This window comes from Sphingomonas abietis, from assembly GCF_027625475.1.
Taxonomy (GTDB): Bacteria; Pseudomonadota; Alphaproteobacteria; order Sphingomonadales; family Sphingomonadaceae; genus Solisphingomonas; species Solisphingomonas abietis.
Genome location: NZ_CP115174.1, coordinates 2,199,788 through 2,222,688 on the forward strand (window position 1 = coordinate 2,199,788; position 22,901 = coordinate 2,222,688).

Annotated in this window: 19 protein-coding genes and 2 pseudogenes; 8 read left to right on the forward strand and 13 right to left on the reverse strand. The window is 61.8% G+C overall.

All coding sequences use genetic code 11. From position 1 onward, the window contains the following. Nucleotides 1-46: 46 nt before the first annotated feature. Complete coding sequence (locus PBT88_RS10535) at nucleotides 47-307, forward strand: DUF6429 family protein (RefSeq protein ID WP_270079117.1); 261 nt, start codon at nucleotides 47-49, stop codon at nucleotides 305-307. Nucleotides 308-369: 62 nt separating this feature from the next. Here the strand turns inward: PBT88_RS10535 and PBT88_RS10540 are convergent, their stop codons facing one another. Continuing rightward, nucleotides 370-549 (reverse strand): hypothetical protein, encoded by a 180-nt coding sequence (locus tag PBT88_RS10540; RefSeq protein WP_270079118.1) that lies wholly within the window; start codon nucleotides 547-549, stop codon nucleotides 370-372. 138 nt (nucleotides 550-687) lie between these two features. Between PBT88_RS10540 and PBT88_RS10545 the strand changes: the two genes are divergently transcribed. Continuing rightward, nucleotides 688-1,053, forward strand: coding sequence for a hypothetical protein (locus tag PBT88_RS10545; RefSeq protein WP_270079119.1), 366 nt, complete (start codon nucleotides 688-690; stop codon nucleotides 1,051-1,053). Between the two features lie 665 nt (nucleotides 1,054-1,718). On the opposite strand, the gene PBT88_RS10550 is transcribed toward PBT88_RS10545, so the two are convergent. From PBT88_RS10550 to frc, 6 genes are all read right to left on the reverse strand, one after another. Continuing rightward, on the reverse strand, nucleotides 1,719-3,698 hold the full coding sequence (locus PBT88_RS10550; protein WP_270079120.1) for an oleate hydratase: 1,980 nt from the start codon (nucleotides 3,696-3,698) through the stop codon (nucleotides 1,719-1,721). A gap of 204 nt (nucleotides 3,699-3,902) precedes the next feature. Next, complete coding sequence (locus tag PBT88_RS10555) at nucleotides 3,903-5,288, reverse strand: alginate export family protein (protein ID WP_270079121.1); 1,386 nt, start codon at nucleotides 5,286-5,288, stop codon at nucleotides 3,903-3,905. After that, the gene (locus tag PBT88_RS10560) at nucleotides 5,285-5,971 is read right to left on the reverse strand and encodes a YoaK family protein (RefSeq protein ID WP_270079122.1); all 687 of its coding nucleotides are present in this window, start codon (nucleotides 5,969-5,971) and stop codon (nucleotides 5,285-5,287) included. Before PBT88_RS10560 ends, PBT88_RS10555 begins: the two co-directional genes overlap by 4 nt. Then, the gene (yfdE, locus tag PBT88_RS10565; RefSeq protein WP_270079123.1) at nucleotides 5,968-7,131 is read right to left on the reverse strand and encodes a CoA:oxalate CoA-transferase; all 1,164 of its coding nucleotides are present in this window, start codon (nucleotides 7,129-7,131) and stop codon (nucleotides 5,968-5,970) included. The genes PBT88_RS10560 and yfdE overlap by 4 nt, the downstream gene beginning before the upstream one ends. Nucleotides 7,132-7,260: 129 nt before the next feature. Beyond that, nucleotides 7,261-8,964: an oxalyl-CoA decarboxylase gene (gene oxc, locus PBT88_RS10570; RefSeq protein WP_270079124.1), complete on the reverse strand. Its 1,704-nt coding sequence runs from the start codon at nucleotides 8,962-8,964 to the stop codon at nucleotides 7,261-7,263. A gap of 94 nt (nucleotides 8,965-9,058) precedes the next feature. Further along, on the reverse strand, nucleotides 9,059-10,282 hold the full coding sequence (gene frc / locus PBT88_RS10575) for a formyl-CoA transferase (protein WP_270079125.1): 1,224 nt from the start codon (nucleotides 10,280-10,282) through the stop codon (nucleotides 9,059-9,061). 296 nt (nucleotides 10,283-10,578) lie between these two features. On the opposite strand from frc, the gene PBT88_RS10580 reads away from it, so the two are divergent. Then, complete coding sequence (locus PBT88_RS10580) at nucleotides 10,579-12,108, forward strand: thiamine pyrophosphate-binding protein (RefSeq protein WP_270079126.1); 1,530 nt, start codon at nucleotides 10,579-10,581, stop codon at nucleotides 12,106-12,108. A gap of 70 nt (nucleotides 12,109-12,178) precedes the next feature. Here PBT88_RS10580 and PBT88_RS10585 read toward each other — a convergent pair whose 3' ends face one another. After that, nucleotides 12,179-13,483: an IS701 family transposase gene (locus tag PBT88_RS10585; RefSeq protein ID WP_270079127.1), complete on the reverse strand. Its 1,305-nt coding sequence runs from the start codon at nucleotides 13,481-13,483 to the stop codon at nucleotides 12,179-12,181. Between the two features lie 275 nt (nucleotides 13,484-13,758). On the opposite strand from PBT88_RS10585, the gene PBT88_RS10590 reads away from it, so the two are divergent. Continuing rightward, complete coding sequence (locus PBT88_RS10590; protein WP_270079128.1) at nucleotides 13,759-14,130, forward strand: hypothetical protein; 372 nt, start codon at nucleotides 13,759-13,761, stop codon at nucleotides 14,128-14,130. A gap of 143 nt (nucleotides 14,131-14,273) precedes the next feature. On the opposite strand, the gene PBT88_RS10595 is transcribed toward PBT88_RS10590, so the two are convergent. From PBT88_RS10595 to PBT88_RS21075, 3 genes and pseudogenes are all read right to left on the reverse strand, one after another. Further along, complete coding sequence (locus tag PBT88_RS10595) at nucleotides 14,274-15,662, reverse strand: bifunctional enoyl-CoA hydratase/phosphate acetyltransferase (protein ID WP_270079229.1); 1,389 nt, start codon at nucleotides 15,660-15,662, stop codon at nucleotides 14,274-14,276. 20 nt (nucleotides 15,663-15,682) lie between these two features. Next, nucleotides 15,683-16,477: pseudogene (locus tag PBT88_RS10600) on the reverse strand (PHA/PHB synthase family protein); the annotation flags it as partial. 99 nt (nucleotides 16,478-16,576) lie between these two features. Further along, nucleotides 16,577-16,693: pseudogene (locus tag PBT88_RS21075) on the reverse strand (poly-beta-hydroxybutyrate polymerase N-terminal domain-containing protein); the annotation flags it as partial. 215 nt (nucleotides 16,694-16,908) lie between these two features. On the opposite strand from PBT88_RS21075, the gene PBT88_RS10610 reads away from it, so the two are divergent. Together PBT88_RS10610 and PBT88_RS10615 are read left to right on the forward strand one after the other, a co-directional pair. Beyond that, complete coding sequence (locus tag PBT88_RS10610; protein WP_270075321.1) at nucleotides 16,909-17,427, forward strand: GNAT family N-acetyltransferase; 519 nt, start codon at nucleotides 16,909-16,911, stop codon at nucleotides 17,425-17,427. 59 nt (nucleotides 17,428-17,486) lie between these two features. Next, nucleotides 17,487-18,401 carry a L,D-transpeptidase gene (locus tag PBT88_RS10615; RefSeq protein ID WP_270079230.1) on the forward strand — a complete coding sequence of 305 codons (915 nt, stop codon included), beginning with the start codon at nucleotides 17,487-17,489 and terminating at the stop codon, nucleotides 18,399-18,401. Between the two features lie 10 nt (nucleotides 18,402-18,411). Here the strand turns inward: PBT88_RS10615 and PBT88_RS10620 are convergent, their stop codons facing one another. Both PBT88_RS10620 and PBT88_RS10625 read right to left on the reverse strand, forming a co-directional pair. Beyond that, complete coding sequence (locus PBT88_RS10620; protein ID WP_270075322.1) at nucleotides 18,412-19,212, reverse strand: universal stress protein; 801 nt, start codon at nucleotides 19,210-19,212, stop codon at nucleotides 18,412-18,414. Nucleotides 19,213-19,227: 15 nt separating this feature from the next. Next, nucleotides 19,228-20,025 carry a universal stress protein gene (locus tag PBT88_RS10625; protein WP_270075323.1) on the reverse strand — a complete coding sequence of 266 codons (798 nt, stop codon included), beginning with the start codon at nucleotides 20,023-20,025 and terminating at the stop codon, nucleotides 19,228-19,230. Nucleotides 20,026-20,204: 179 nt separating this feature from the next. On the opposite strand from PBT88_RS10625, the gene PBT88_RS10630 reads away from it, so the two are divergent. Next, a complete protein-coding gene (locus PBT88_RS10630) occupies nucleotides 20,205-22,121 on the forward strand; it encodes a PAS domain S-box protein (protein WP_407696453.1) in 1,917 nt (638 codons plus the stop codon). Continuing rightward, nucleotides 22,111-22,725, forward strand: a complete 615-nt coding sequence (locus PBT88_RS10635) for a response regulator transcription factor (protein WP_270075325.1) — start codon at nucleotides 22,111-22,113, stop codon at nucleotides 22,723-22,725. Before PBT88_RS10630 ends, PBT88_RS10635 begins: the two co-directional genes overlap by 11 nt. The last annotated feature ends 176 nt before the right edge of the window (nucleotides 22,726-22,901 follow it).

Consider the following 22,901-nt stretch of genomic DNA (forward strand, 5'->3'; position numbering starts at 1 on the left):
CGCGATCGGCGCGAAGATGGTGATCTGACCAAATAGGCGACAAGCCATGGCTGAGGCAGACATTGATCGCGACCGTATCGACGACGCCGTGCTGGCGCTGCTCTATCTCACGGTCCACCAACGCGCCTTTGGGGGTGCGCGGGCGTGGAAGGGCTTCGAGTGGGAAACGCTCGGCCGTCTCTATGATAAGGGCTTCATCTCAGACCCGGTCGGCAAGGCCAAATCGGTGGTACTGACCGAGGAGGGACTGCAGGCGAGCGAGGCGCTATTCAACAGCATGTTCGTCAAAACGCGGAACGACGGCTGAAAGCGTTTACACATCGACAAGCAATGCAGCGCGATCGATCACTGCCGCAGCGTTCCGCACCGTTATGCGCGCTTCGCCTCGATGTTCACGCGTTTGCGCTCGGCAGTATCCTCCACGCTGCGCGCCATCTCTTCCCAAACGGCCGCGGAGCGCTCGTGCATCTCGCGGCGGTTGGGCAGATTTGTCCGGGATGCGGCGTCGCGTTCCTGCGCCGCATGGGCGAGATAGATTTTTGAGGGCATGTTGGCGCAGTTAGCGGATCGAAGCGGAAAAATCCACGGCGACCGCGCCGAGAGCCATCGGCCAAGTTGAATGGCAGACACCTCATGTGCCCATCACGGTTTCTTGCATCGCCCGAGCGGGACGAATAGCTTTTGGCCATGACCGAACGCCGCAAAACCCTCTCACTCCGATTGAGCGCGAAAACGCCCGACGAAGCGGCTCTCGACGCCCAAACGCTGATCGAGCAGGCGATCGCCCATCATCTCTGTGTCCGATGGAGCTACAACCGCACAATGATGCGGGCGGCGCCGCAGATCCTGTATCGCAAGAAAGGTGGCGTCTACCTCGACGCGATCGTCATCGAACGCGGGGGCGCGGCGCCGGCTGAAACGAAGCTTGGCAGTTTTAAGCTCACCGGTCTCACCCACCTTGTGATCACGACCGAGGCGTTCACCCCCGACGCCAGCATCGACATTGGCGACGCGCGCTACAGCGAAGGTGTCATCGCCCGCGCGACCGCCTGAGCACGCATTACGGATCATTGGCTAACTCCAGACCGGCGAACTCGCGCTTGCCGCGTATGCGCAGAGCGAAACTGCTTGCGCTGCGGCCCGCCATTAGACGACCTCATCAGGTCAATAGCTCCCAACTGGATCGGCGCCGAAAACGGCGCCCCGGTAGACCTGGTCCAAGCTATTTAAATCGTGTCTAAGTTTCACGCAGTTGGGGGGCGATCGGCACCGATCGGGGCCCCATCATAGCTCGCTGTTCTCGAGGGATTGCAGATTATTACATCGCTCGGAGCAGAAACCGCTTTCGGCGCCTTTCCACAATTGAGGGATATTATAACCGGCGGCGGATCCACTCCGCGCTCGGATACAAGACCCCGGAACAGGCCGAACGGCAAATGGCCTAAACCCGTGTCCACAAAATCGGGGGACTATCAAAACATCGATTTCCGGTACGCTGGTGTGGCATGGGCGACGATCGCCCCACACGATAGGGATTCGTTCAGTCGATCCGCGAGTGGCTGGATGACGTTGGCGCGCAGGGGGCTCGCAACGCGGATTGTTCGTGGATCGAACCAGACGATAGCCGAGTCGAACCAGCGCAAGCTGATCCGCCGGCCGATCCACCCACTGCTGTAGCAGCAAAGGGTGGCCAAGATGCGCTCATCCTCGGGTCATTGCTATCGTCGTCTCATGCGGACCTCATCGCGGAATCGATCCAGCCATCCGGTCAGGCGCCCGAACGTCTTAGAACCCCGGCCCAGAAACTGTGCCAGTTCGCTTTCGGCATGTTCGCGCCTCGCGGCCGCGGCCTCCGGTAGCGGCGGGAGGACGTGCGCGAAATATGTCTTGTCGAGCAAGCGGTGCAGGAGCCGCTCGCCCGGAAATGGCTCGCTGTTGTTCAGCGCGCGTGCGGCTTTCAGCAGCGTTCTGATATCATACTGCGTCGGACTGATGTCGGCCACCTGCTTGCGCAGGCCGAGGAGGGTATACACCGCCACGCGCGCCGTACGGATCGAACTTTCCATGGTGAAAATGATGTCGTTGCTGGTCTCGACAAACTGGCCGAGCAGGCCGAGGTTGGTACAGCCTTCGGGAACGACGTGCGGTCGATCGCCTGCCGCGCGCGGCATGAACTGTGCGGTGATGTAGGGCATCAGCGCCAGGCGCACTTTCGTGTTCGCTGCCACGGCATCCAGTTGCCCGACGATCCCGAGATGATAGCAGAGTTCCGCCAGTATTTCCCTGCCGGTGCAGGCTGGCATCGGCTTCTTCACATGATTGCCTTCCCTGTCCATCAGGAGCGCATAGGCCCAGATCACCAGCACGTCCTCGGGCTGGGTCGGAAAATGCGGCTGGCGGTTGCAGGTGAAGCTCAGCACCCAGTTCGAGTCGGTGAAGGTAATGACGCCGCCCGTCACCGTCCGGCCGGAATAGGGATCGTTGACCGAAAGCGCCTTGAGCTTCTCAACCAGGGGGGAGGGCCTGCAGGTCAGCGTAACCGATTCCCACATCGAGCCATCGACGTTGCCGTAGAATTTTTCCGGTTTGCCGAAGATCGGGGATTTCCGCGCCAGATTGCGCCACAGCGTCCAGTCGCTCTCTTCGCCTGGCTCGTGACGGCCACGCCTGAGCACCGGGGCGGTATCGAGATCGCCGTAAGCGGTGCCTTCCGTCATCGAGCCTGTCAGAGCGAAAACCACATCGTCGGGACCGAGCGCGACGACTGTCTCCTTGCCATCGACGCTGGCACGCATGGCTGTGACGGTCCGTGCCCCGGCATCCGTCGCCATGTCCAGATCGTGGACCCGGGTGTTGAACTGCAACCTGACGCCCTTGTCGCGGAGCAGACGCATCAGCGGTACGACGAAACTGTCGAACTGGTTGTATTTCGGAAAGACCAGCGCCGACATGTCGGCCAGCCCGTCGATGGCATCGAGAAAACGATGCATGTAGAGCTTCATCTCGAGCAGGCTCTGCCAGTTCTCGAAGGCGAACATCGATCGCCAGAGATACCAGAAATTGGTCTCGAAAAAGCTTTTGCTGAAATATTCCTCGATGGTGGCGTCGTCGAGGTCCTCCTTGCGCTTGAGCAGCAGTCGGATCAGCTCCCATTGGTGCGATTTCCGCAGGCCGAGTGTCGAGAAGTCGCGGATCTGGCCCTGCTTGTGCAGGAGCCTGGATTTCGAGAAATTGGGATCGTTGTCGTTGATCAGCCGGTATTCGTCGAGAACGCTGTAGCCTGCCGGCAGTTCGAGGGCCGGCACGTCCTGAAACAGGTCCCAGAAGTTGTCGTAGTTCCAGTTCATCTCCCGACCGCCGCGGATGATATACCCCTCGTCCGCATCTCCAGCGCCGTCGAGGGAGCCGCCCTCGATGTCCAGCGCATCGAGCATGGTGATGTCTTCGCCCTTTATGCCGCCATCGCGGATCATGTAGAAGGCGGCCGCGAGCCCGGCGATACCACTGCCGACGATCCACGCCTTGCGACCTGCGACCGGCTGGACGGGCGCGGGGCGGTTACGCATATAGGGGCCGGTCATGTCCGGCGGTGGGAGCGTGTCACCGGCGCCTTTGTGCCAATAGGCGGTCGTGGCGTCAGCCTCGACCTTGAAGCTGGTTGGGGCAGTCTTCCGGGCGCGGGGCGCCGTATCATTCATGACAAACTATCCTGCTACAGTGCTGATCGACAGTCCTTTATCCGTACCCGCCTAATTCGTGATCGCGGGAGCCGTAGTCGCCTATGTCGGCACCGTTTACACAGACCGCGAGACTTCGAAACTGATTTATCGGGGATCGCATAAATATGTTTAGACGTCTATGCTGCTCCGCGAAGGCATTTCATATATATTTCGGAAATATTATTAAAGATTAAATTGTATACTCGTAAATATATATTTAGTGTCGTATTTGTCGGCAACGTTGGGTGCGTTGCGCAGAAACTCTCCCTTCATAAGCAAGGCAGCGCCGAAGTCTGCCTGTATCAACCTCGGTATCACCCAGTACCGCACCTGCTCTTCTATTTGGGTTCCCGCATAGGAGCCGGAGCGCCCCATCTTATCCTGAACGCCGGTCGACGCAAAACTGTCGGTTAGAGAATCCAGTTGCAATGCACGTGCCATCACGAAGACGCTCACCCGATTGCTCGGCGCCACTTCCAGCCTGAGTCCTAGCGAGCGAATATTCGATCGGGTAAGCGGTCCGTAGAGCCCCGCCGGCCCAAAATCGGTGCGCGTGGCACCATATAGGGTATCGAAACGGGTTATGTGGTTTTTGTTCGCATCGTTCCCGGTAGCGAGGTCCGCATGGAGCGACAGGCGCGGTCTCCAGGGCAGGGCGAAGGAATATCCGAGTTCCGCATGAGCAAGATAGGCTACGACCGGGAGGCTGTTGCGGTCGGTTGCAGCGCTGGTCGCGCGTTCGTGCCCGGATTGGCGGGCCGCCTCGATCTCGAAGTCGAGCTCTTTTATAGTATGCGCGCGGAAGACTCGGGCACCGTACGTCAGCAGATGCCGCCCCTTGTTCGGGTGGGTCGTCGACCGCGCCTCGGCCAGTCCGTAAAGATAGGCCTCCACCGAGACGTCTTTCAGCACGTGCGTCTTGGTAAGGTCGGCGCCGAAGAACTGTACGTTGGGGCTGGCCAGATCAAGATGCGGATCGTTGTCGTGCAGATCTTCGGACGTGGAAGGCAGGCGCGTGCTCGGCATTGTCCAGAAGAGAACGACACGATCGCCGGATTTGGCTCGCCAATCTTCTAGAATGCCAGTGTAGCTGTTGACACTGTCGGAATAGTCCGGACTGCCTATCAGGCGTTCGGATCCCAGTGCCAGCGTGAAGCGGCCGACTTTGACCTGCGTGCGGCTGCCGTCGCTTCCCATGTTTGGCAGCGACAACCCGACATAGACTTGAAGTGGCTCGAGTGCATTGACGTCGCTGGGGCTCACGGATGAGTTTTTTCGCTCGCCATAACCCCGCGCATCACGAAGCTCAGCGCCGATCAGGAAGATGTCCGGGTGATATTCCGCAAAGATATCGGTCCGCAGCGAGACGAACGTGTCATGATGCGCATCGGCCGGACGGAACTGTCCGTCTATGGTTTCGACACGCGAGCGGATCGTGGCGTTGAGTGTCAGGTCGTCCGGGTCACCCACCGCCTGCAACAAATGGTTGGGAGCGTCCGCGTGGGCTTGTTGGGCGAATGCGACCAGAGCCGAGACCGCGATCAGCGAAGCGCCCCAGCGCTGCCTCATACCGGTCTCTGATGGTATCGCCGAAGCACAACGGCGACTGCAACCAGCAGGGCCACCGGCACGACGAAGGGCATCGACATATATTTGTTCAGCACCGTACCGATGGCGGCCATGATGCAATATGTCAGCCAGGCTGCGCCGGGCAGGACGACTTCCGGTAGCGCGGGACGCTTGCTGCCGTCCGATGGCGCTTCTACATAGCGCCCAATCAGGGCATCCGAAAACTTCACCATGTTGTTGGTGACGACCAGTGTCTGAAGGCTTACCCCGCCGAAACGCGAGATCGCGATGCCCTGCATGCTCAGCGCCCAGGCGAGCAGCGGCAACTCGACGGGAAAACGCAGGGCCGGCCAAAGGCGCACCACGCTGGCCGCGACGAGAATGCACGCCATCAGGAGCAGTTCGACCGTCGGGCTCTCCAGTTTGTTGCGCACCAGCGCGGAGATGAAGCAGCCGATGAAGAAGCTACCGATGGCGTAGAGGATGGAGTAGAACATCGTCCAGTTGGAAGAGGCAAAATTCAGGCCCAACTGTACCGTATTTCCGGTCATGATCGCAGGGTAGATGTGCCCTACGTCCGTATATCCAATCACCTCGACGATGCCGCACACCGATGTGAGTGCGATAACGCCGAAGAGTGCCCGTCGCAGCGACGGGGCAGGCGCTGCCACCCCACCGCTCACGATCCGAACTCCGCGCGCAGGCTGGCGCCGTGCTGGTCGAGATCGGGGGCCGCGGTGCGCCTGTCGCTGTCAGGAAAGCCCGAGATCTTGATAGGGTTGCCCGGCATCTTCATGCCGCCCGCCTCAACTACCATGTTGCGCACTTTCGTCTGCTCCAGCGTCGCCGCCTCTGCGACCGTAAGCAGCGGGGCGACTGGCACACCCGCATCGTGGATCGCGCTCAACCAGTGCGCGGCGTCCTGCGTAGCGAAGATCGCTTCGAGCCGGGTTTTGAGCGCAGCCTCGTTGCGGTTGCGATCATCGTTCGTCCTGAACAGCGGATCGTCGATCAGCTCGTGAAGGCCGAGCATGTTGGCCAACAGGCTGAACAAATGGTCGTTGCCGCAACAGATGACGAACGGCTTGTCCTTCGCCTGAAATACGTCGAATGGCGCCATGGATGGATGGCGGTTTCCGATCCGCTCCGGCCCTTCGCCCGTCGCGGCATAGGCCATGAACGGATGCTCCATGAAGGCGAGGGTAGAATCGAACATCGCGATATCGACATGAGCGCCCTTGCCGGATCGCTCGCGCTCGAAGAGCGCGGTGGTGATCCCGGCGTACATGAACGTGCCCGCGCACAGGTCGGAGATCGAGGTGCCCACCCGTGTCGGCGGCCCACCGGGAAAACCGGTCGCATCCATCAGCCCGCTCATCGCCTGGATGACGGTGTCGTAGGCCGGAAACGTCGCTAGGGGACCGGTATGGCCGAAGCCAGAGGATGAGGCATAAACCAGCCGCGGATTGATCTTCGCCAGTTCCTCGTAGGAGAAGCCCAGCCGGTCCATCACGCCGGGCCGGAAGTTTTCGGTAAGAACATCGGCCTGTTTGACCATGCTGAGGAAGATCGCGCGATCCTCCTCAGCCTTGAGGTCAAGGACGATGCTCTCCTTGCCCCGGTTCACGCAGGCGAAATAGAGCGATTTTCCCCCCACATATGGCGGGTTGGAGCGGGTATCGTCACCGTGTACTGGCGGCTCGATCTTGATGACCCGCGCGCCCAGGTCGGCCATCAGTGCAGTGCCAAACGGGCCGTTCAGGACATGGGTGAGATCAATCACCAGCACGCCGGAAAGCGGACCTCGCGGGCGGGCGCCATCCACAGTCTGACTGGTCGTCATACTGAATCTTCCTTTATCTGAGCATCTAAGGTGCCGGCGCATCACGCGCTGGCTCTACGCGGGCGACCACACGCGCGATCACAGCCCGATGAGACTCGCGCATCGGGCTGTGATTTCGACGCGAGTGGATTACTTCTTCGCGGCGGTGGGGTTGAGTTTCTGGATGTGGCCGCTTTCGGTACCGACATGCGCGTCGATCACGGCGTTGATGAGTGCAGGCTTGCCGGAGGCGATCGCTTCGCGAAGAGCGGAGCGCATTTCCTCGGGCGTCTCGACATAGTAGCCCTTGCCGCCGAAGGCCTCGATCATTTTGTCATACCGCGCGGAGGACGAGAGTAAAGTCGGTCCCGGATCGGTGCCGCCCGACCGATTGACGTCGTCACCGCGATAGATACCGCCGTTGTTGAGGACCACGACCGCGACTGGCAACTGGTAACGGCAGATCGTTTCGATCTCCATGCCGGAGAAGCCAAATGCGCTGTCGCCTTCCAGTGCGACAACCGGCTTGTTCTGGGTGGCGGCTGCTGCAATCGAAAAGCCCATACCGATGCCCATCACGCCCCACGTGCCGCTGTCGACGCGGTGGCGGGGAAGGGACTGGCTGATGAGGTTGCGCCCGGTGTCGAGCGTGTTGGCGCCTTCGCTCACCAAAATGACGTCAGGGTGCTCGGCCAGCACTTCGCTTACCGCGCCGATGCTGCTGTAGAAGCTCATCGGGCTGGGATTGGCTGCGAGCCGAGCGGCCATCTTCTCAGTGTTCTTGGCCTTGTGCGCCTCGATGCTTCCCAGCCAGTCCGCCGGAGCTGTGACAGGCGTAGTGGCGAGGCCCGCACGCAATGCCGCAACGCTTGAGGCCAGATCCCCGGCGACCGGGGCATCGACGCGGCGATTGCTGTCGAATTCCACTGGATCGACGTCGAGCTGAATAAGCTTGGAATCCGCCGCCCATTGCGGCGGTTTGCCGTGCCCCAGCAGCCAGTTCAGCCGGGCACCCACCAGCATGACCACGTCGGCCTGCGCGAGGACGAGCGAGCGGGCTGACGATGCCGCCAGCGGGTGATCGTCGGGCACCAGCCCTTTGGCCATGGACATCGGCAGGAAGGGAATGTTCGTCTCTTCGAGGAAGGCCCGGATATCGTCCTCGATCCGGGCATAGGCGCCGCCCTTGCCGAGGATCACGAGCGGACGCTTGGCCGCGGCCAGTACATCTAACGCGCGCTGGATAGCGATGGGCGAGGGGATCAAGGCGGGGGCTGCGTCGATCACCTTGATCAGCGATGCCGCGCCCGCATCCGCAGGCATGGTCGCGGGTAGCACGGCGGCTGGGAGATCGAGATAGACCCCGCCCGGGCGGCCCGACATGGCGGCGCGGATCGCGCGGGCAATGCCGATGCCGATGTCTTCCACCCGCTCGATACGGTAAGCCGCCTTGGCGAACGGCTTGGCCGCCTGCATCTGGTCGAGTTCCTCGTAATCGCCCTTCTGCAGGTCAACGATTGCGCGGTCGCTCGATCCCGAGATCAGGATCATCGGAAAGCCGTTGGTCGTGGCGTTTGCCAGCGCAACCATGCCGTTCAGGAAACCAGGCGCCGAAACGGTGAGGCACACGCCCGGCCATTGGTTGAGGAAGCCGGAAATCGCTGCCGCCTGTCCGGCAGGTGTTTCATGCCGGAAGCCGAAGAAGCGGATGCCCTTTTCCTGGGCGAGGCGTGCCAGATCCGTGATCGGAATGCCGACAACGCCATAAATTTCCTTGATATCGTTCAGCTGCAGCGCGTTGACGACAAGATTGAAGCCGTCGATTTCCTCTGTGGTGGAAATTCCGTCTGTCATGACAAAGGTCCTTGAATAAATAGGATCGGCCGCAAGGGCAGGCGAGGGGCACCCGGAGGCCGCTCCTGCATGCGCCTGCCCCGGCCATCGGTGTTCAGATGACGCCTTTTTCCTTGAAATCGGCGATCTGTGCATCGTCGTAGCCAAGCCCAACGAGAATCTCGTGATTGTGCTCACCCAGCAGCGGCGAGCCGGTGATCTTGGGCGTGAAGGCCGAGAATTTGGGCGGGCAGCCGACAGTCAGGTATGATCCGCGTCCCTTATGCTCAACCTCCACGATCGAGCCGTTCTCGCGCAGCGAGGGATCGTGCAGCAGCTCCTTGGTCGTTAAAATCGGGCCACACGGAATTTCGAGTTTGCGCAAGATTTCGACCGCTTCGTGCTTATCTTTGTCAGCGAGCCACGCCTCGATCGCGTCGAATACGTCGAAAATGTGAGACTTGCGTGCATCCTGCGTCGCGAAGGCGGGATCCGTGACCCATTCCGGCTTTCCGATCACCGCGCAAACGTGCTCCCAGCCCCAGGGCTGGAGAATGATATACATGTAATCGTTCGGATCGGTCTGCCAGTTCTTGCACTTGAGCATCCAGCCGGGAACACCACTGCCGCTCGCATTGCCACCGCGCGGCACGGTATCGCTGAACGGGGTATGCGGATACTGCGGATATTCGGTCAGTTCGCCCGTCCTCTCGAGTCGCTGCTGATCCCGGATTTTGACACGAACGAGATTCATGACCGCATCTTGCATCGACATGTAGACGCGCTGGCCCTTGCCTGTCTTTTCGCGATGAAGAAGTGCCGCCAGAAGGCCGATCAGGAGGTGCATGCCGGTGTTACTGTCGCCCAGCGCGGCAGCGCTGATAAGCGGCGTTCCGTCGACAAGGCCGGTAGTCGAAGCAGCCCCGCCTGCGCACTGCGCAATGTCCTCGTAGACCTTGAGGTCGTTATAGGGCGAATTCTCGGGGAATCCCTTGACCGTGCCGTAGATCAGGCGCGGGTTGAGCTCGTGGAGATGCTCCCATGTGAAGCCCATCCTCTCGAGCGCCCCGGGAGCAAAATTTTCGACAAATATGTCCGCTCCGACGATCATCTGTTCAAGGATTTTCTTTCCCTCAACAGTCTTCGTGTTCAGCTCGAGGGAGCGCTTGTTGCTGTTGAGCATCGTGAAGTACAGGCCATCCTGATCGGGGATGTCCCTTAGCTGTCCGCGCGTGACATCGCCCTTGCCGGGCAGTTCGATCTTGACGACATCGGCGCCGAACCATGCCAGCATTTGCGTACATGATGGTCCAGCTTGCACTCCGGTGAAGTCGATCACTTTGATATTTTCAAGAGGAAGCATGATATACCTTTCATGTACGCCGGAAAGCAAAGTCGGCAAAAATCCGTGGCCAACTACGGTATGCCAGCCAGCTCCGAGGCGGCACATAAGGGAACACCCGTATGTTTCGCCCGCAGCCTGACAAGCTACTCGGTGTGCGCCGGGTTATCCGCCTGGAGGTGAGGTGTCCTTCGAACGTGGCTTGCCGCCATGACGCTGCTTCTGCATACCAAAAGGCGATGCGAGGCGGCGTCGGGCCGCTCGCGCACTCGCAGTGAAAGATGTGTGCTGGTATGAACGCTGACTTCGAACAGGCAACTGTCACTGGTGCAACGATCATTGCGAAGCTTTTGCGCGCCGAGGCGGACAAAGTCTTTACTTCAAAGCGAGAAATTCCGCCGGAGATGGTAGAGGCATTAAATGCGGAAAATGTATCGATCGTGAAGTTGCCCTCGGCTGCTGCTGCTCTTCAAGCGGCGATCGGGTACGCATCTACCTCCGACAAGGTAGGATGCGCGCTTTTGATGAAAAGCGATATAACCGCTGGTGTTCCCGCTATAGGGATAGCGTGGGAAACCGATAGTGCTGTTCTGGCGATAGGTCTCCAAGATGAGCACAGTACAGTCTTGAGCCCATCCCTGACGGATATAGTGCGGCCGATCACCTGCTTCGCTGATATCGCCTCTGACCTTGATGGGATAAACAAACAGCTTCGGCGAGCGCTGCGTGCCTGCCATCTGTTAGCCGGCGGTCCGGCCTATCTTGAAGTGAAAAATGAGGCGCTACATGACGATGTCGCCGCTAGTTCGTCCTGTCGTCGCTGGGAACCAGAAGCTTATCGTCTGACGACCCGCGATCAGGGGAGTGACTTGGATATCGAGTCTCTTTCGGTTCTGCTGATGGGAAAGGCGAAGCCCTGTGTAATATTGGGAGAGCAGGTCGTAAGGTGCTCCGCTGGCAAGCAAGCCGAGGTGTTTTGCCGCGAACTTAATGTTCCGGCGATCATAGATGATGGCGCCTGGGCTGGAGTCGGATCGCGAGAGGCTCATATAGTCGATCGTGCTCGGCTTTATGCCTTGACCCAAGCTGATCTCATCGTGTCGATTGGTTGCGGTAAAAACGGCTGTTCATTTCCCCTGCCGAATGTGCCGCTGATCGAAATCGACTTGGACGCTTCCAATCTGGGAGTCAGGCAAGACATTGCGGCCGGCGTCGCGGGAGATTGTGGCCTCGTGATGGAAGGAGCGCTGGGAATGCTCGGCCACGCGGAGGATGATGGCGCCATGGAGCGAATTGTCTGGGTCGAGCAAATACGCGTTGAGGAGCAGAATCTGGCTGCAGTCAGGCAGCAGGAATCTGAGGCCTGTTCGCCCAAGAAGTTTTTTATTGATAAAATCAGAACAAGCCTCAGCTCAGATAACATTGTTATTGATGGCATTGGATTTTCTAAATTGGAGGGCGGCTCTGTTTTTAATAACGTTGAGGCGTGGTTTCGAGTAGGCAATCGGAGGCCATCAGATTTCGGGGTGTTCTTTTCCATCGGCGCGTGCATGTCGAACCCCGGCAGGACAATGATTTATTTGGTATTCGACGACACTCTGGAAGACGCTTTGCATATGATGGACGAAGCGGGAGTGACAGGAATGGTTGGAACAGTCATAACGAATGATGCAGGTGGGTCGAAATTCAAACACGCATTAAGTTCATATTCATCTTCTATTAGTGTGAATTTTGAAAATATCCGACATCCAGATGATATCGGAGCGGCGCTCTCGCGCGCGCGACTTGACGAGGGTTTAATCTTGGTCGGGGTGCCGAGATGACCTCTCGTCGGGAGGCGATGGCTAGCACTACTTTGGCACCTTTAGATTGACGGCGTCTGCGAGACGCTCGTTACAGTGAGGGCAGCGCAGTGGCGGTGGCTGGGCGAAGAGGTTGAGGATCGCCTGCCTGATGGCCGGCATGCTCGGCTGTGGCGGCGGGCCCCCGACTCTTTTTTTTCCGTCCCGCTGCCGTTAGGCGACGGGATTGGAGGAAGGCGTAGGCGATCATCGTCATCAAGGCATGTCGGTGTAATCCCGTCCAGGATCTGCCCTCGAAGTGGTCGAGGCCCAGTTCCTCCTTGAGCTGCTGATGCGCCTGCTCGCAGATCCACCTCGCCTTGATCGCGGCGGCGAGCGCTTTGAGCGTGGCATCGACCGGCAGGTTCGACACGTAGTATTTCTGCTCCCCAGTCGATCTCCGCTCGCCGACAAGCCAGACCTCGTCACCGGGCATGCATTGCATGCGGTTGTCGAGCATGCGGTGCTTATGGCCTTCGGCGATACGGACACGACGAGCGGCAAAGAGGCACGTCAGACGGCCTTTGATGCCACGCCGCCAGCTGATCTTCCGCCATTTCTCGCCGGACAGCATCGCCTCGGCCGAGACCGGCGGCCGGTCGGGCATGTGGTACTGGCGGCGCCTGCCCTTTGCAGCGACCGGGAAGACCAGGCCGATGTCGGCGGGATAGACGTTCTGCCGTCGCGAAAGCCCTACTGCCCAGAGCAGGCCGCGCTCGCTCAAAGCCTGGCGGAAAGGGCCGCTCGATCCATATCCCGCATCGGCGAGCACACAGCCGAACCGCACGCCCGAGGCGATGACGCGGTCAATCTCTTCGATCCCGATCTCGGGTTTCGTCAGTGCCTTCTGTCGGTCGAGCGGGACACGCGCCCGCGTCATGCGCTCGGCATTCCCCGTCCAGCTCTCGGGCAGGAAGAGCCGCAGACCTATCATTACCGGCACCTCGCGCGAGGCGAGCGTCACCGACACCAGCGACTGACAGTTGGAGGTCTTGCCGAGCGAAGATGCATATTGTGGCGCAACGCCGACAGAGTGCTGCCCCTTCTTCGGCAACGCCGTGTCATCGATGACGAGAAAGCCAGCCGGATCACCGACCAGGCGATCCGCCTCCTTCAACAAGGCCGCCTCGAGCGGGACGCTGTCCCACACGCCGGCAGCAACGAAATGATGAAGCTGATCGTAGCCGACATCGCCACTCCGGGCGGCCATCGGCTGCACGCTCTTGCGGTCGCCAGGGCCGATCAGGCCGGCGATGTAGAGCGGGCACATCCGGCGCCGCGCTGGATGCGAAAGCCCCGTCAGAAACGGCTCAAGCCATCGCTCCAGATCGAGCCGCCAGCCTTCGTCCACCACCATCGCCGTTGATCCGTCAGCCTACACTGACAAACGGGAATCAACGACGATTCCAGCTGGTTCCCTCAACCTGCCAAAGTAGTGCTAGAAGCCCGAGTCTTTTCAGCACTGTGCCTGATTACGCATGTCCGGCAGAAGTCAGGGGCAATTCAGAACGGCTGGGAGGCACGCTCTTAAGAACCTGGCAACCATAATGCCTTTGAGGTGACCGTCCACAAGCGATCGGTTGGAATGCCGTGCGCCGTCGGCGCGTTTTCGAAACTGAGAACGAGATCACGATGGTGCAAGCGCGCGAAAACATTGTTGATATTGTCCAGAATGCCAACGTTGACAATGGCTTGGACGTTTCCATTCGCGCCGAGGTCGAGCGTTTTCTGGGAGTTGGGCCGCTGTCAGCGAACGATCCCTGGATGATGATACCGGTGATTACCGTATCGAACATGGAGATCGGGCTGACGCCCGGCGTTCCGTTGCGCGACACCCCGACACCCCGACACCGCGCCGTTCACCCCGCATACCCCTTTTCGGACCAAGCCGCCGGTTGGTATGCCAATCAGGAACAGGGCCCGCGCGAGGAATCCGGTGCCAACGAGAATGGCAAGGATGAGGAGCGCATAGACAGGCTCTCAACAAGTGGACGCCCGGCATGAAGTCGGTCAGACCAAGGACGGTCGGACAGTGACCGTGCGGTGTAGAAGGCTCGGGCGGCGCGAATCTCCAGATGTCGACGCATTGCCAGCCACTGGCTGTCGCCGAGATGAGCAAAAAACCGCCCAAAATTGGGTCGAAGACGTCAGCACTCTGGCCTGACTTTCGTCGCTGCGCGTGCCAGGAGCACCGCTACCGCGCAGGAGGCGAGGCGGGTCCGCACACTGTCCGAACGGCTTGTCAGGACGATCGGCGCGCGCGCGCCGAGCACGACGCCCGCCGCGTCCGCGCCTGCCAGGAAAGAGAGTTGCTTGGCCACCATGTTTCCCGCTTCCAAATCAGGGACCATCAGGATGTCTGCTTTCCCGGCGACGGGCGAGACGATGCCTTTCTCCCTCGCCGCCGCCTCGCTGATCGCATTGTCGAAAGCGAGGGGACCATCGATGACGGCTCCGATGATCTGGCCGCGATCGGCCATCTTGCACAACGCAGCGGCGTCCAACGTGGTCGGCATCCTAGGATTGACTGTCTCGACCGCCGCGAGCAGCGCAATCTTGGGCAGGGTGATGCCGATCACGTGGGCGAGGTCGATAGCGTTGCGCAAGATGTCGGCCTTTTCCTCCAGTGTCGGTTCGATGTTGATCGCGGCGTCGGTAATGATGAGCGGTCGGGGGTATCCGGGCACCTCCATCAGATAGGCGTGGCTGATCCGCCGGTCAGTGCGTAGCCCCGCCGTCGCCGATACGACAGCTGCCATCAACTCGTCGGTGTGGAGCGAGCCCTTCATCAGTAGCTTCGCGTCGCCTGAGCGGACTTGCGCGACCGCCTGGACAGCGGCGGCATGGCTGTGGGGGGTGTCGATAAGGGGGAAGGGCGCGATATCGGCGTTGGCTTTCCGCGCGGCGGCTTCGATCTTCGCGCGCGGCCCGATCAGGATCGGCGCAATGAATCCGGCCTCGGCGGCCTCCACCGCCGCGGTGATCGCGTCTGGGCTGCACGGATGGGCGATGGCTGTGGCGAGCGGCTCCCCCGCCCGAGCCAGCTCCGCGAGCCGGCGGAAGTGATCGTGACGGACGATGCGCACTTCCGGTAGTGCGACGCGCGGGCGGCGCACCTTCGCTGAAGGCGCCTTCACCTCGGCCTGGCCGGTGATAACCGTCTCGCCCTGCTGGTTCACGCATCGGCAGTCGAGCAGCACAATGTGATGCTCGGGGTGCTTCTCGATCACCGTGACGGCTGCGGTGATCCTGTCGCCGAGGCCTACCGGGTGGCAGAAGCGGAGCGATTGCCCCAGATAGATTGTGCCTGGCCCCGGCAACTCGGTGCCGAGGATCGCGGAGATCAGTCCGGCACCCCACATGCCGTGGGCAATCACGTGGTGGAACATGTCCGTCTCGGCATAGGCCAGGTCGAGATGGGCTGGGTTCACGTCTCCCGATACGGCGGCGAAGATCTGGATATCGTCGGCGGTGAGCGCCCGAGTGATGCTCGCGGTTTCGCCGATACTGATCTCGTCGAAGGTGCGGTTCTCGATGAGGGGGCGACGTCCATGGTTTAGCGCTCCAGTACATAGCTGCCGGACGCGTCGGCGAGCGGGGGATAGCCCTTGTCCGGCGCGCCGAGCGGGGGCGGCACGACCGGCTCGCCCGAATGATCGCCCAGCCATTCTCCCCAGGCCAGCCACCAGCTTCCCTCGCGCGGCTCGGCGGCCGCTGCCCAGTCATCCGGTCCGCGGGCGGGGCCGTCTTCCCCGCGCGTGGCCATTCGGTAATGACGATGCGGATGACCAGGCTCGGAGACGATGCCGGCGTTGTGACCGCCGCTGGTCAGCACGAAGCGGATCTCGGCGCCGGTGAACATGTGCAGCTTGTGGACCGAGCGCCACGGCGCGACATGATCGCGTTCGGTGCCGACCATGAATACGGGTTGCCGGATCGCCGACAGCGATATCGGATGGCTGGCGACCGGATAGCGGCCTTCCGCCAGATCGTTGTTAAGGAACAGCCGCCGCAGATATTGCGAGTGCATGGCATAGGGCATGCGCGTGCCATCGGCGTTCCAGGCCATCAGGTCGTTCATCGGCTCGCGCTCGCCCGCCAGATAGGTGGAGAGGATGCGCGACCAGACGAGATCGTTCGATCGCAACATCTGGAAAGCCCCGCCCATCTGGCTGCTGTCGAGATAACCCTGCGCACACATCATGCCGTCCAGCAAACGGAGCTGCGCTTCGTCGATGAACAGGCCGAGCTCGCCCGGCTCGCTGAACTCGGTCTGCGCCGCGAACAGGGTGAGGCTCGCCAGCCGCTCGTCATGGTCGCGCGCCATCGCCGCCGCCGTGATGGCGAGCAGCCGCGCCACCTTGCGCGCGCCCTTGGCGGCCAGTTCCATCTGTCGACCAGGCGACGAGAGGAGGTGGACCCACCAGTCCGAAGAGGATTGCGCCATCGTCGCGGGTGACAAACCGGAGGTGATCCGAGCTGTTGCGGCGGAGGTTGCGCGATCCATTATATCGGCCAGCCCGTGGAGCGCATCGGGGGCGGCTCGTTCCGAGGGATTCGCAGTCATGGCGTTTCACTCCTGGCGTTGCCGGCCGCACGCCTGCCGTTCGCGGCGCGCTGGCGCACTCCGTAATGTCCCTAGCTCACGAGCGATTCTTGCCACTTGTTTTGCATTCGCAACCGGCCCGAGCCGGCGCATGACACATACGTAGGCTTACGCATGTCCGGCGCCCTGGCCGTCCTCTAGGGGCTTCGGCAGCCTCAGTTTGGAAGGACGGAACGATGGATCGGGATATGGATGAGCGGACGACGCGCTCCGGCTTCACGTTCCACGTGCGGACGGCGACGGACATCGACGATCCCTTGCTCGCGGACTTCTTCGCGCATGTGAGCGAGGACGATCTGCGCTTCCGCTTCCTGTCCGCAATGCCGCATGTCAGCGAGGCGCAACTGCGCGCGATGACCCATGTCGATCATCGCCATACGGAATCCTTCGTGGCTTTCACGCAGGATGGATCGCTGCTAGTCGCCACCGCGATGCTCGCCTGCGATCCGGCGCTCGCCCATGCCGAGGTCGCCATCGCGATCCGCGCCGATCACAAGGCGCGCGGGATCGGCTGGGAATTGCTCCATTATATCGCCGGTGTCGCGGCTGCGCGCGGCATCCAGACGATCGAATCGCTCGAAAGCCGGGCGAATCATGCGGCGATCGAGGTGGAGCAGGATTCGGGATTTCGCATGGAGAGTGTTCCCGACGACCCTACCGTCGTGCGCGTGGTCAAGACGCTGTCGCCGGCATGAGGCTTGGTCAGGTCGTCTCCCGCTGCGCCGTCGCCATCGCGGCGGCGTCCGGACTTGCCATGGGCGCATTGGCCCAGGAGGCAGTGATCGGAGCCGGGTCGGTCGCGAACGCGATACATGCCCTCAAAGCCGGCGAGTTCCTCTGGGCGCCCGAGGTCGCGCCGAGCGGCCCGGTGCTGGTGATCGTCAGTATCGAGACCCAACGCGCCAATGTCTATCGCAACGGTGTGCTGATCGGCGTGTCGACCGCCTCCATCGGCAAGGCGGGCCACGAGACGCCGATCGGCATCTTCACGATCCTCCAGAAGCAGATGGAGCACAAATCCAACCTGTACGACGACGCACCGATGCCGTTCATGCAACGGCTGACCTGGGAGGGTGTGGCCATGCATGCCGGCAACCTGCCGGGCTATCCTGCCTCCCACGGGTGCATCCGTCTGCCGCTTGTCTTCGCCTGCGACCTTTACGGCGTGAGCAAGCTGGGCATGACGGTGGTCGTCACCGACGGCGCCTCAGTGCCACGGGTGGCGCCGACGCCCGATATTCTGAACGATATGGCTGGTATGGCCGAGACCTCCGATACGGCCTCCGTCTGGCAGCCGGAGCGCGCGCCAACCGGGCCGCTCTCGATCGTCATCAGCGGGGCTGACAGGCGCCTGCTGGTGCTCCGCAACGGTGTCGTCATCGGCTCGACCCCCATCTCGATGAAGGAGCCGATCATCGCACCCAAGGCGTTCAGCCTCCGATCGGTGGAGGGAAGCGTGCTTCACTGGATGCAATTGCCTTTGCCTGGCGAGGCGGTGACGGATGCGGAGCCGGCCGATACATCGAAAATGTGGATCCCCGATCCCTTTCGCCGGAAGCTCGCCGCGATATTGGCCCCCGGCGCCACGGTGGTCATGACGCCGGATACGCTGGCGCAAGGGGATACCGGCCATGCCCTGACGGTGATCGCCGGGCAGGACGAGAAATAGGCCCGGGCCGCTATTCATGGGCGAGAAGCAGTGGCACGCGCGCCTCGCGGAGCATCGTCCGTGTGGCGCCGCCGAACAGCGCCTCGCGCGTCCTGCTGTGCCCGTATCCGCCCATCACCAGATAGGCCGGATGTCTGCGGCGACATTGTGTGACGATCATCGAACCAGCTGCCTCGATCAGCGCGTGCCTGGGCAGCGCGTGACTGACGATACCGTATCGGGCGAGGTAGGTGACCCCGCTTTCCGCGGGGATGTGAACCGACCCGTCGTCGACCTCGAACAGAGCGATCGAGCGGGCGCGCGTAAGCAGCGGGATGGCGGCGCGCATCGCCGCGATGCAGGAGCGCGATCCGTCCCACGCGATCATGACATGGCCTTCGACATCGAACCCGTCCAGCGATTCGGGAATCGCGAGGATCGGCCGTTTCGCGCGGACGATCAGCGCATCGCTGAGTCCGCCGACGCGATGCGTGAGCCCTGATCCGCTGATCGTGCTGGCGACGATGAGATCCGAGAGCGCGGCCGCGCGCACCAGGCATTCCTCCGGATCGCCGAACGCCTCGATCCAGTCGGCATCCACGCCTTCGAGCGCGAGATAGTCCGCGACCCGCTGCTGGTTACTCGTTTCCCGCAGGCGTTCGCGCTCGGTTACCACCTGGGCGATCCCGCCGAACGGATCGCCAGCCGGGTCAGGTACGACGAGGTCGATGCACACCAGCCGCCCATCGACCGCACGCAGGCTGTCGAGTGCTGCGCGCAGCCGTGCATTCTGGCCGGCATCGTCGTGGACGGGAAGCAGGATCGTTCTCATTGTCCGGTCAGGCTTTCAGTGCGCGAGGAAGAGGGGGACGCGTGTTTCCCGAAGCAGCGTTCGCGTAACGCCGCCAAGCAGCGCCTCGCGCAGTCGATTATGGCCGTATCCGCCCATCACGATATAGTCAGCCCGGCGATTGCGGACCTCGGCCAGCAATCGCGCGCCGACATCGTCGTTGCGCTCTCGGATGAGATCGACAGTCGCCCGCCCGCCATGCCGGGAGAGATAGGCCGCAGCATCCTCGGCCGAGGCGTCACCGCACGGCTTGCCGACTTGCACGATGGTGATCTTTTCCGCCAGAACGAGAAGCGGCGTCGCAGCGCGCAGCGCGGCGCCCGCCGCGTCGGATCCGTCCCACGCCACGAGTCCGTGGCCCTTCACATCAAGGGACGTCGCCGTGTCCGGCACCGCGAAGACCGGCGTTTTCGTATCGTGAAGCAAGTGGTCCGCAACGTGGCGCATGTCGGGCGAAAGGATCGTGTCGAGGCCGCGATTGACAACAATCAGGTCGGCGAGGGTGGCTTCGCGCGCGAGACACTCGCTGAGTTCGCCGGTTATGTCCCGCCAGTTCCAAGGCACGTCCTCGCGCGCAAGTCGCGGTTCAAGCCTGCTGCGATTGGCCGATTCCCGCTCGCGCTCGTCCTCAAGGATCATCGCTGTCGCACCATAGAAGTCACCCGCGACGTTCGGCAGAATGGACACGTCGAGGCAGTTGAGATGGCCATTCAGCCCACGCGTGAGGTCAAGTGCGACCTGCAGCCGCGCCTCTTGGCCGGGATCATCGTGAACGAGGAGCAGGATGGTCTTCATGTCCGTCGCCTTTGAATGTGTTCGCTTGCTGTATGCGGGGCACCGGGTGCGCGCTCTATCCGTGATGTTACGGAAGGCACGGTCCATCCGTACAATCCCGGGTGTCAGCCCTGCTCACGACCGCATAGAGGCCGGCGGTTATGGCCAATGCATTCGTCCGAAGGATGGCATAGACCGTGATGACGAAGTCACTTTGTCGGAAGGAGCGCCACAACTTGCTCTCATGGCCTGAGCGATCGAGCTTGAGCTGCTACGTGATCGCGTTCGGTTTCACGCTTGCAGCTGCGCTCCTGAGGTTGGCATTGGCGCCTATCCTGCTGGAGCGCGAGCCTTTTCTGTTCTTCGCGGTTTCGGTCGCCGCTGCTTCTTTGTGGTGCGGGTGGCGTCCTGCGGCGATCGCGGCTTTTCTCTCGGCCGTGACGGGGACATGGTTGTTTCTCGACACGCAGGCCTTGCACGCCGTGGATGTCGTCGAAATCACGGCATTCCTTTCGACCTGCGCTGCCGTCACCATCGTCGTCGAGATGATGCGGCGATGGCGTGCCCGCGCTGACGCGCATGCAGCCCTTGCGGAAGGGCGTCTCGATGCGGCGAACCTCCTCGCCGAGGAACTCGACCTGCTGATCGACGGTAGTCAGGGACAGGCCATCTACATGCTCGATCCTGCGGGCCGCGTGACGATCTGGAACAAGGGCGCCGAGCGCCTCAAGGGATGGACCGAAGAGGAGGTTGTCGGCCGCTCCGGCGCCATCTTCTATCCCGCCGAGGCGATTGCGGCAGGCAAGCCGGAAGCCGATTTGACCAGAGCGCGATACGAGCGGCGGTTTGAGGAAGAGGACTGGAGAGTTCGCAAGGACGGCTCCGAGTTTCTCGCAAGCATCTCTTTCACCGCGCTCCAGGACGAGACAGGCACACTGCGTGGCTTCGCCAAATATGTGTCCGACATCACTGAGCAACGTGCGGCCGAGCAGGCGTTGCGCTCGAGCGAGCGGCATCTGCGCTCGATCCTCTCTACCGTCCCGGATGCGATGATCGTGATCGATGAGAAAGGGCTTATCCTCTCGTTCAGCACCGCCGCCGAGCGCCTTTTCGGTTACAGCGAGGAGGAGGTGCGCGGGGCGAATATCAGCCGATTGATGCCGTCGCCTGATCGAGAGCGACACGATAGCTATCTCCGGCGCTACCTTGCCACGGGTGAGCGCCGAATTATCGGCATCGGTCGCATCGTTTTCGCACAACGACGGGATGGCACGACCTTTCCCATGGAGCTGTCGGTTGGAGAGGCGTTCGGCGATGACCAGCGCCTGTTCACCGGTTTCATCCGAGACCTGACCGAGCGTCGACAGGCCGAGGAGCGGCTGGAGGAGGTCCAGTCGGAGTTGATCCACGTTTCGCGGATCAGCGCGATGGGCACGATGGCCTCCACGCTCGCGCACGAGCTCAACCAACCCATCACCGCGGTCGCCAATTATGTCGAGGCGGTGCGCGATCTGTTGGCCGATCCCGATATGGGCGACATGCCGATGATCCGCGAGGCGCTTGATGACGCCGCGAAGGAGAGCATGCGCGCCGGCCATATCGTCCGGAGGCTGAGGGACTTCGTCGCGCGGGGAGAGAGTGACAAGACGGTCGAAAAGCTGCCGGCGCTGATCAACGAGGCCGCCGTGCTCGGTCTGATTGGGGCGCGGGAGAAGGGGGTGCGTCCGCATTTCGATCTCGATCCCGACGCGACGCCCGTGCTTGCCGATCGGGTCCAGATCCAACAGGTGCTGATAAATCTGATCCGCAACGCGATCGAGGCCATGGCCTCTACCGCCCAAAAGGAAGTAACGGTCACCAGCCGGAACGACGAGCGCGATATGGTCCGCATCACGGTCAGCGATACCGGGCCTGGCGTCGATCCGAAGGTCGGCGCACAGCTTTTCACCGCCTTCATCAGCACCAAGAGCGAGGGCATGGGGCTCGGGCTGTCGATCTGTCGCACGATCGTCGAGGCGAATGGGGGGCGGATTTGGATGGAGCCACGTGATGGCGGTGGTACACATTTTCACTTCACCGTGCAGAAAATGCATATGGAGATCAAAGATGCCGGATAAGCGGCTTGTACATATCGTCGATGATGAGGAGGCGATCCGTCGCTCGGCCAGCTTCATGCTCAGGACATCGGGCTTTGCGGTCGAGACCTGGGAGTCGGGCGTGACCCTGCTCAAGGGAGTCCGTCACGCCGATCAGGGCTGCATACTGCTCGACGTCCGCATGCCGGAGATGGATGGGCTCGAGGTCCAGCAGGCGCTGGCCGAGCGTGGCGTGACCATGCCGGTCGTGATCCTGACGGGGCACGGCGATGTATCGATCGCGGTACGGGCGATGAAGGCTGGCGCCGTCGACTTCATCGAGAAACCGTTCGAGAAGGCCACATTACTCGGGGCGCTCGACGCTGCGTTCGGACGCCTGGAACGCGCCACGCAGCGCGATGAGCGGGCGGCAGACGCCACGGTGCTGCTCCAGGCGCTGACGCCGCGTGAGCGCGACGTCCTGGCCGGCCTCGCCAACGGGTTGCCGAACAAGACCATCGCCTATGATCTCGGCATTTCGGCCCGCACTGTCGAGGTCCATCGGGCCAATCTCATGATCAAATTGGAGGTGCGCAGCCTTTCGGATGCGCTCCGCATCGCCTTCGCCGCCGGCCTCGGTGCCTGATCTCTGACGGGTCCATGAGTCATATCGACGCGGCCGGGATTTAGCGCTTCGGACGTTCGAGGGCTTCGTTCCGTCCGCTGCTCCATGCGATGGGATACCACCGGTTCCGTAGCGGCGGGTCGAAACGGCCCCCCTGTGCCGGTGCGTCGGGGGGCGGCAAGAAGGTGCCGTGATCC

Excerpts from the sequence above, each read along its gene's own strand:
- PBT88_RS10535 (WP_270079117.1), top strand. The coding sequence starts at position 47 with ATGGCTGAGGCAGACATTGATCGCGACCGTATCGACGACGCCGTGCTG.
- PBT88_RS10540 (WP_270079118.1), bottom strand. The coding sequence starts at position 549 with ATGCCCTCAAAAATCTATCTCGCCCATGCGGCGCAGGAACGCGACGCC.
- PBT88_RS10545 (WP_270079119.1), top strand. The coding sequence starts at position 688 with ATGACCGAACGCCGCAAAACCCTCTCACTCCGATTGAGCGCGAAAACG.
- PBT88_RS10550 (WP_270079120.1), bottom strand. The coding sequence starts at position 3,698 with ATGAATGATACGGCGCCCCGCGCCCGGAAGACTGCCCCAACCAGCTTC.
- PBT88_RS10555 (WP_270079121.1), bottom strand. The coding sequence starts at position 5,288 with ATGAGGCAGCGCTGGGGCGCTTCGCTGATCGCGGTCTCGGCTCTGGTC.
- yfdE (WP_270079123.1), bottom strand. The coding sequence starts at position 7,131 with ATGACGACCAGTCAGACTGTGGATGGCGCCCGCCCGCGAGGTCCGCTT.
- oxc (WP_270079124.1), bottom strand. The coding sequence starts at position 8,964 with ATGACAGACGGAATTTCCACCACAGAGGAAATCGACGGCTTCAATCTT.
- PBT88_RS10580 (WP_270079126.1), top strand. The coding sequence starts at position 10,579 with ATGAACGCTGACTTCGAACAGGCAACTGTCACTGGTGCAACGATCATT.
- PBT88_RS10585 (WP_270079127.1), bottom strand. The coding sequence starts at position 13,483 with ATGGTGGTGGACGAAGGCTGGCGGCTCGATCTGGAGCGATGGCTTGAG.
- PBT88_RS10590 (WP_270079128.1), top strand. The coding sequence starts at position 13,759 with ATGGTGCAAGCGCGCGAAAACATTGTTGATATTGTCCAGAATGCCAAC.
- PBT88_RS10610 (WP_270075321.1), top strand. The coding sequence starts at position 16,909 with ATGGATCGGGATATGGATGAGCGGACGACGCGCTCCGGCTTCACGTTC.
- PBT88_RS10615 (WP_270079230.1), top strand. The coding sequence starts at position 17,487 with ATGGGCGCATTGGCCCAGGAGGCAGTGATCGGAGCCGGGTCGGTCGCG.
- PBT88_RS10620 (WP_270075322.1), bottom strand. The coding sequence starts at position 19,212 with ATGAGAACGATCCTGCTTCCCGTCCACGACGATGCCGGCCAGAATGCA.
- PBT88_RS10625 (WP_270075323.1), bottom strand. The coding sequence starts at position 20,025 with ATGAAGACCATCCTGCTCCTCGTTCACGATGATCCCGGCCAAGAGGCG.
- PBT88_RS10630 (WP_407696453.1), top strand. The coding sequence starts at position 20,205 with ATGACGAAGTCACTTTGTCGGAAGGAGCGCCACAACTTGCTCTCATGG.
- PBT88_RS10635 (WP_270075325.1), top strand. The coding sequence starts at position 22,111 with ATGCCGGATAAGCGGCTTGTACATATCGTCGATGATGAGGAGGCGATC.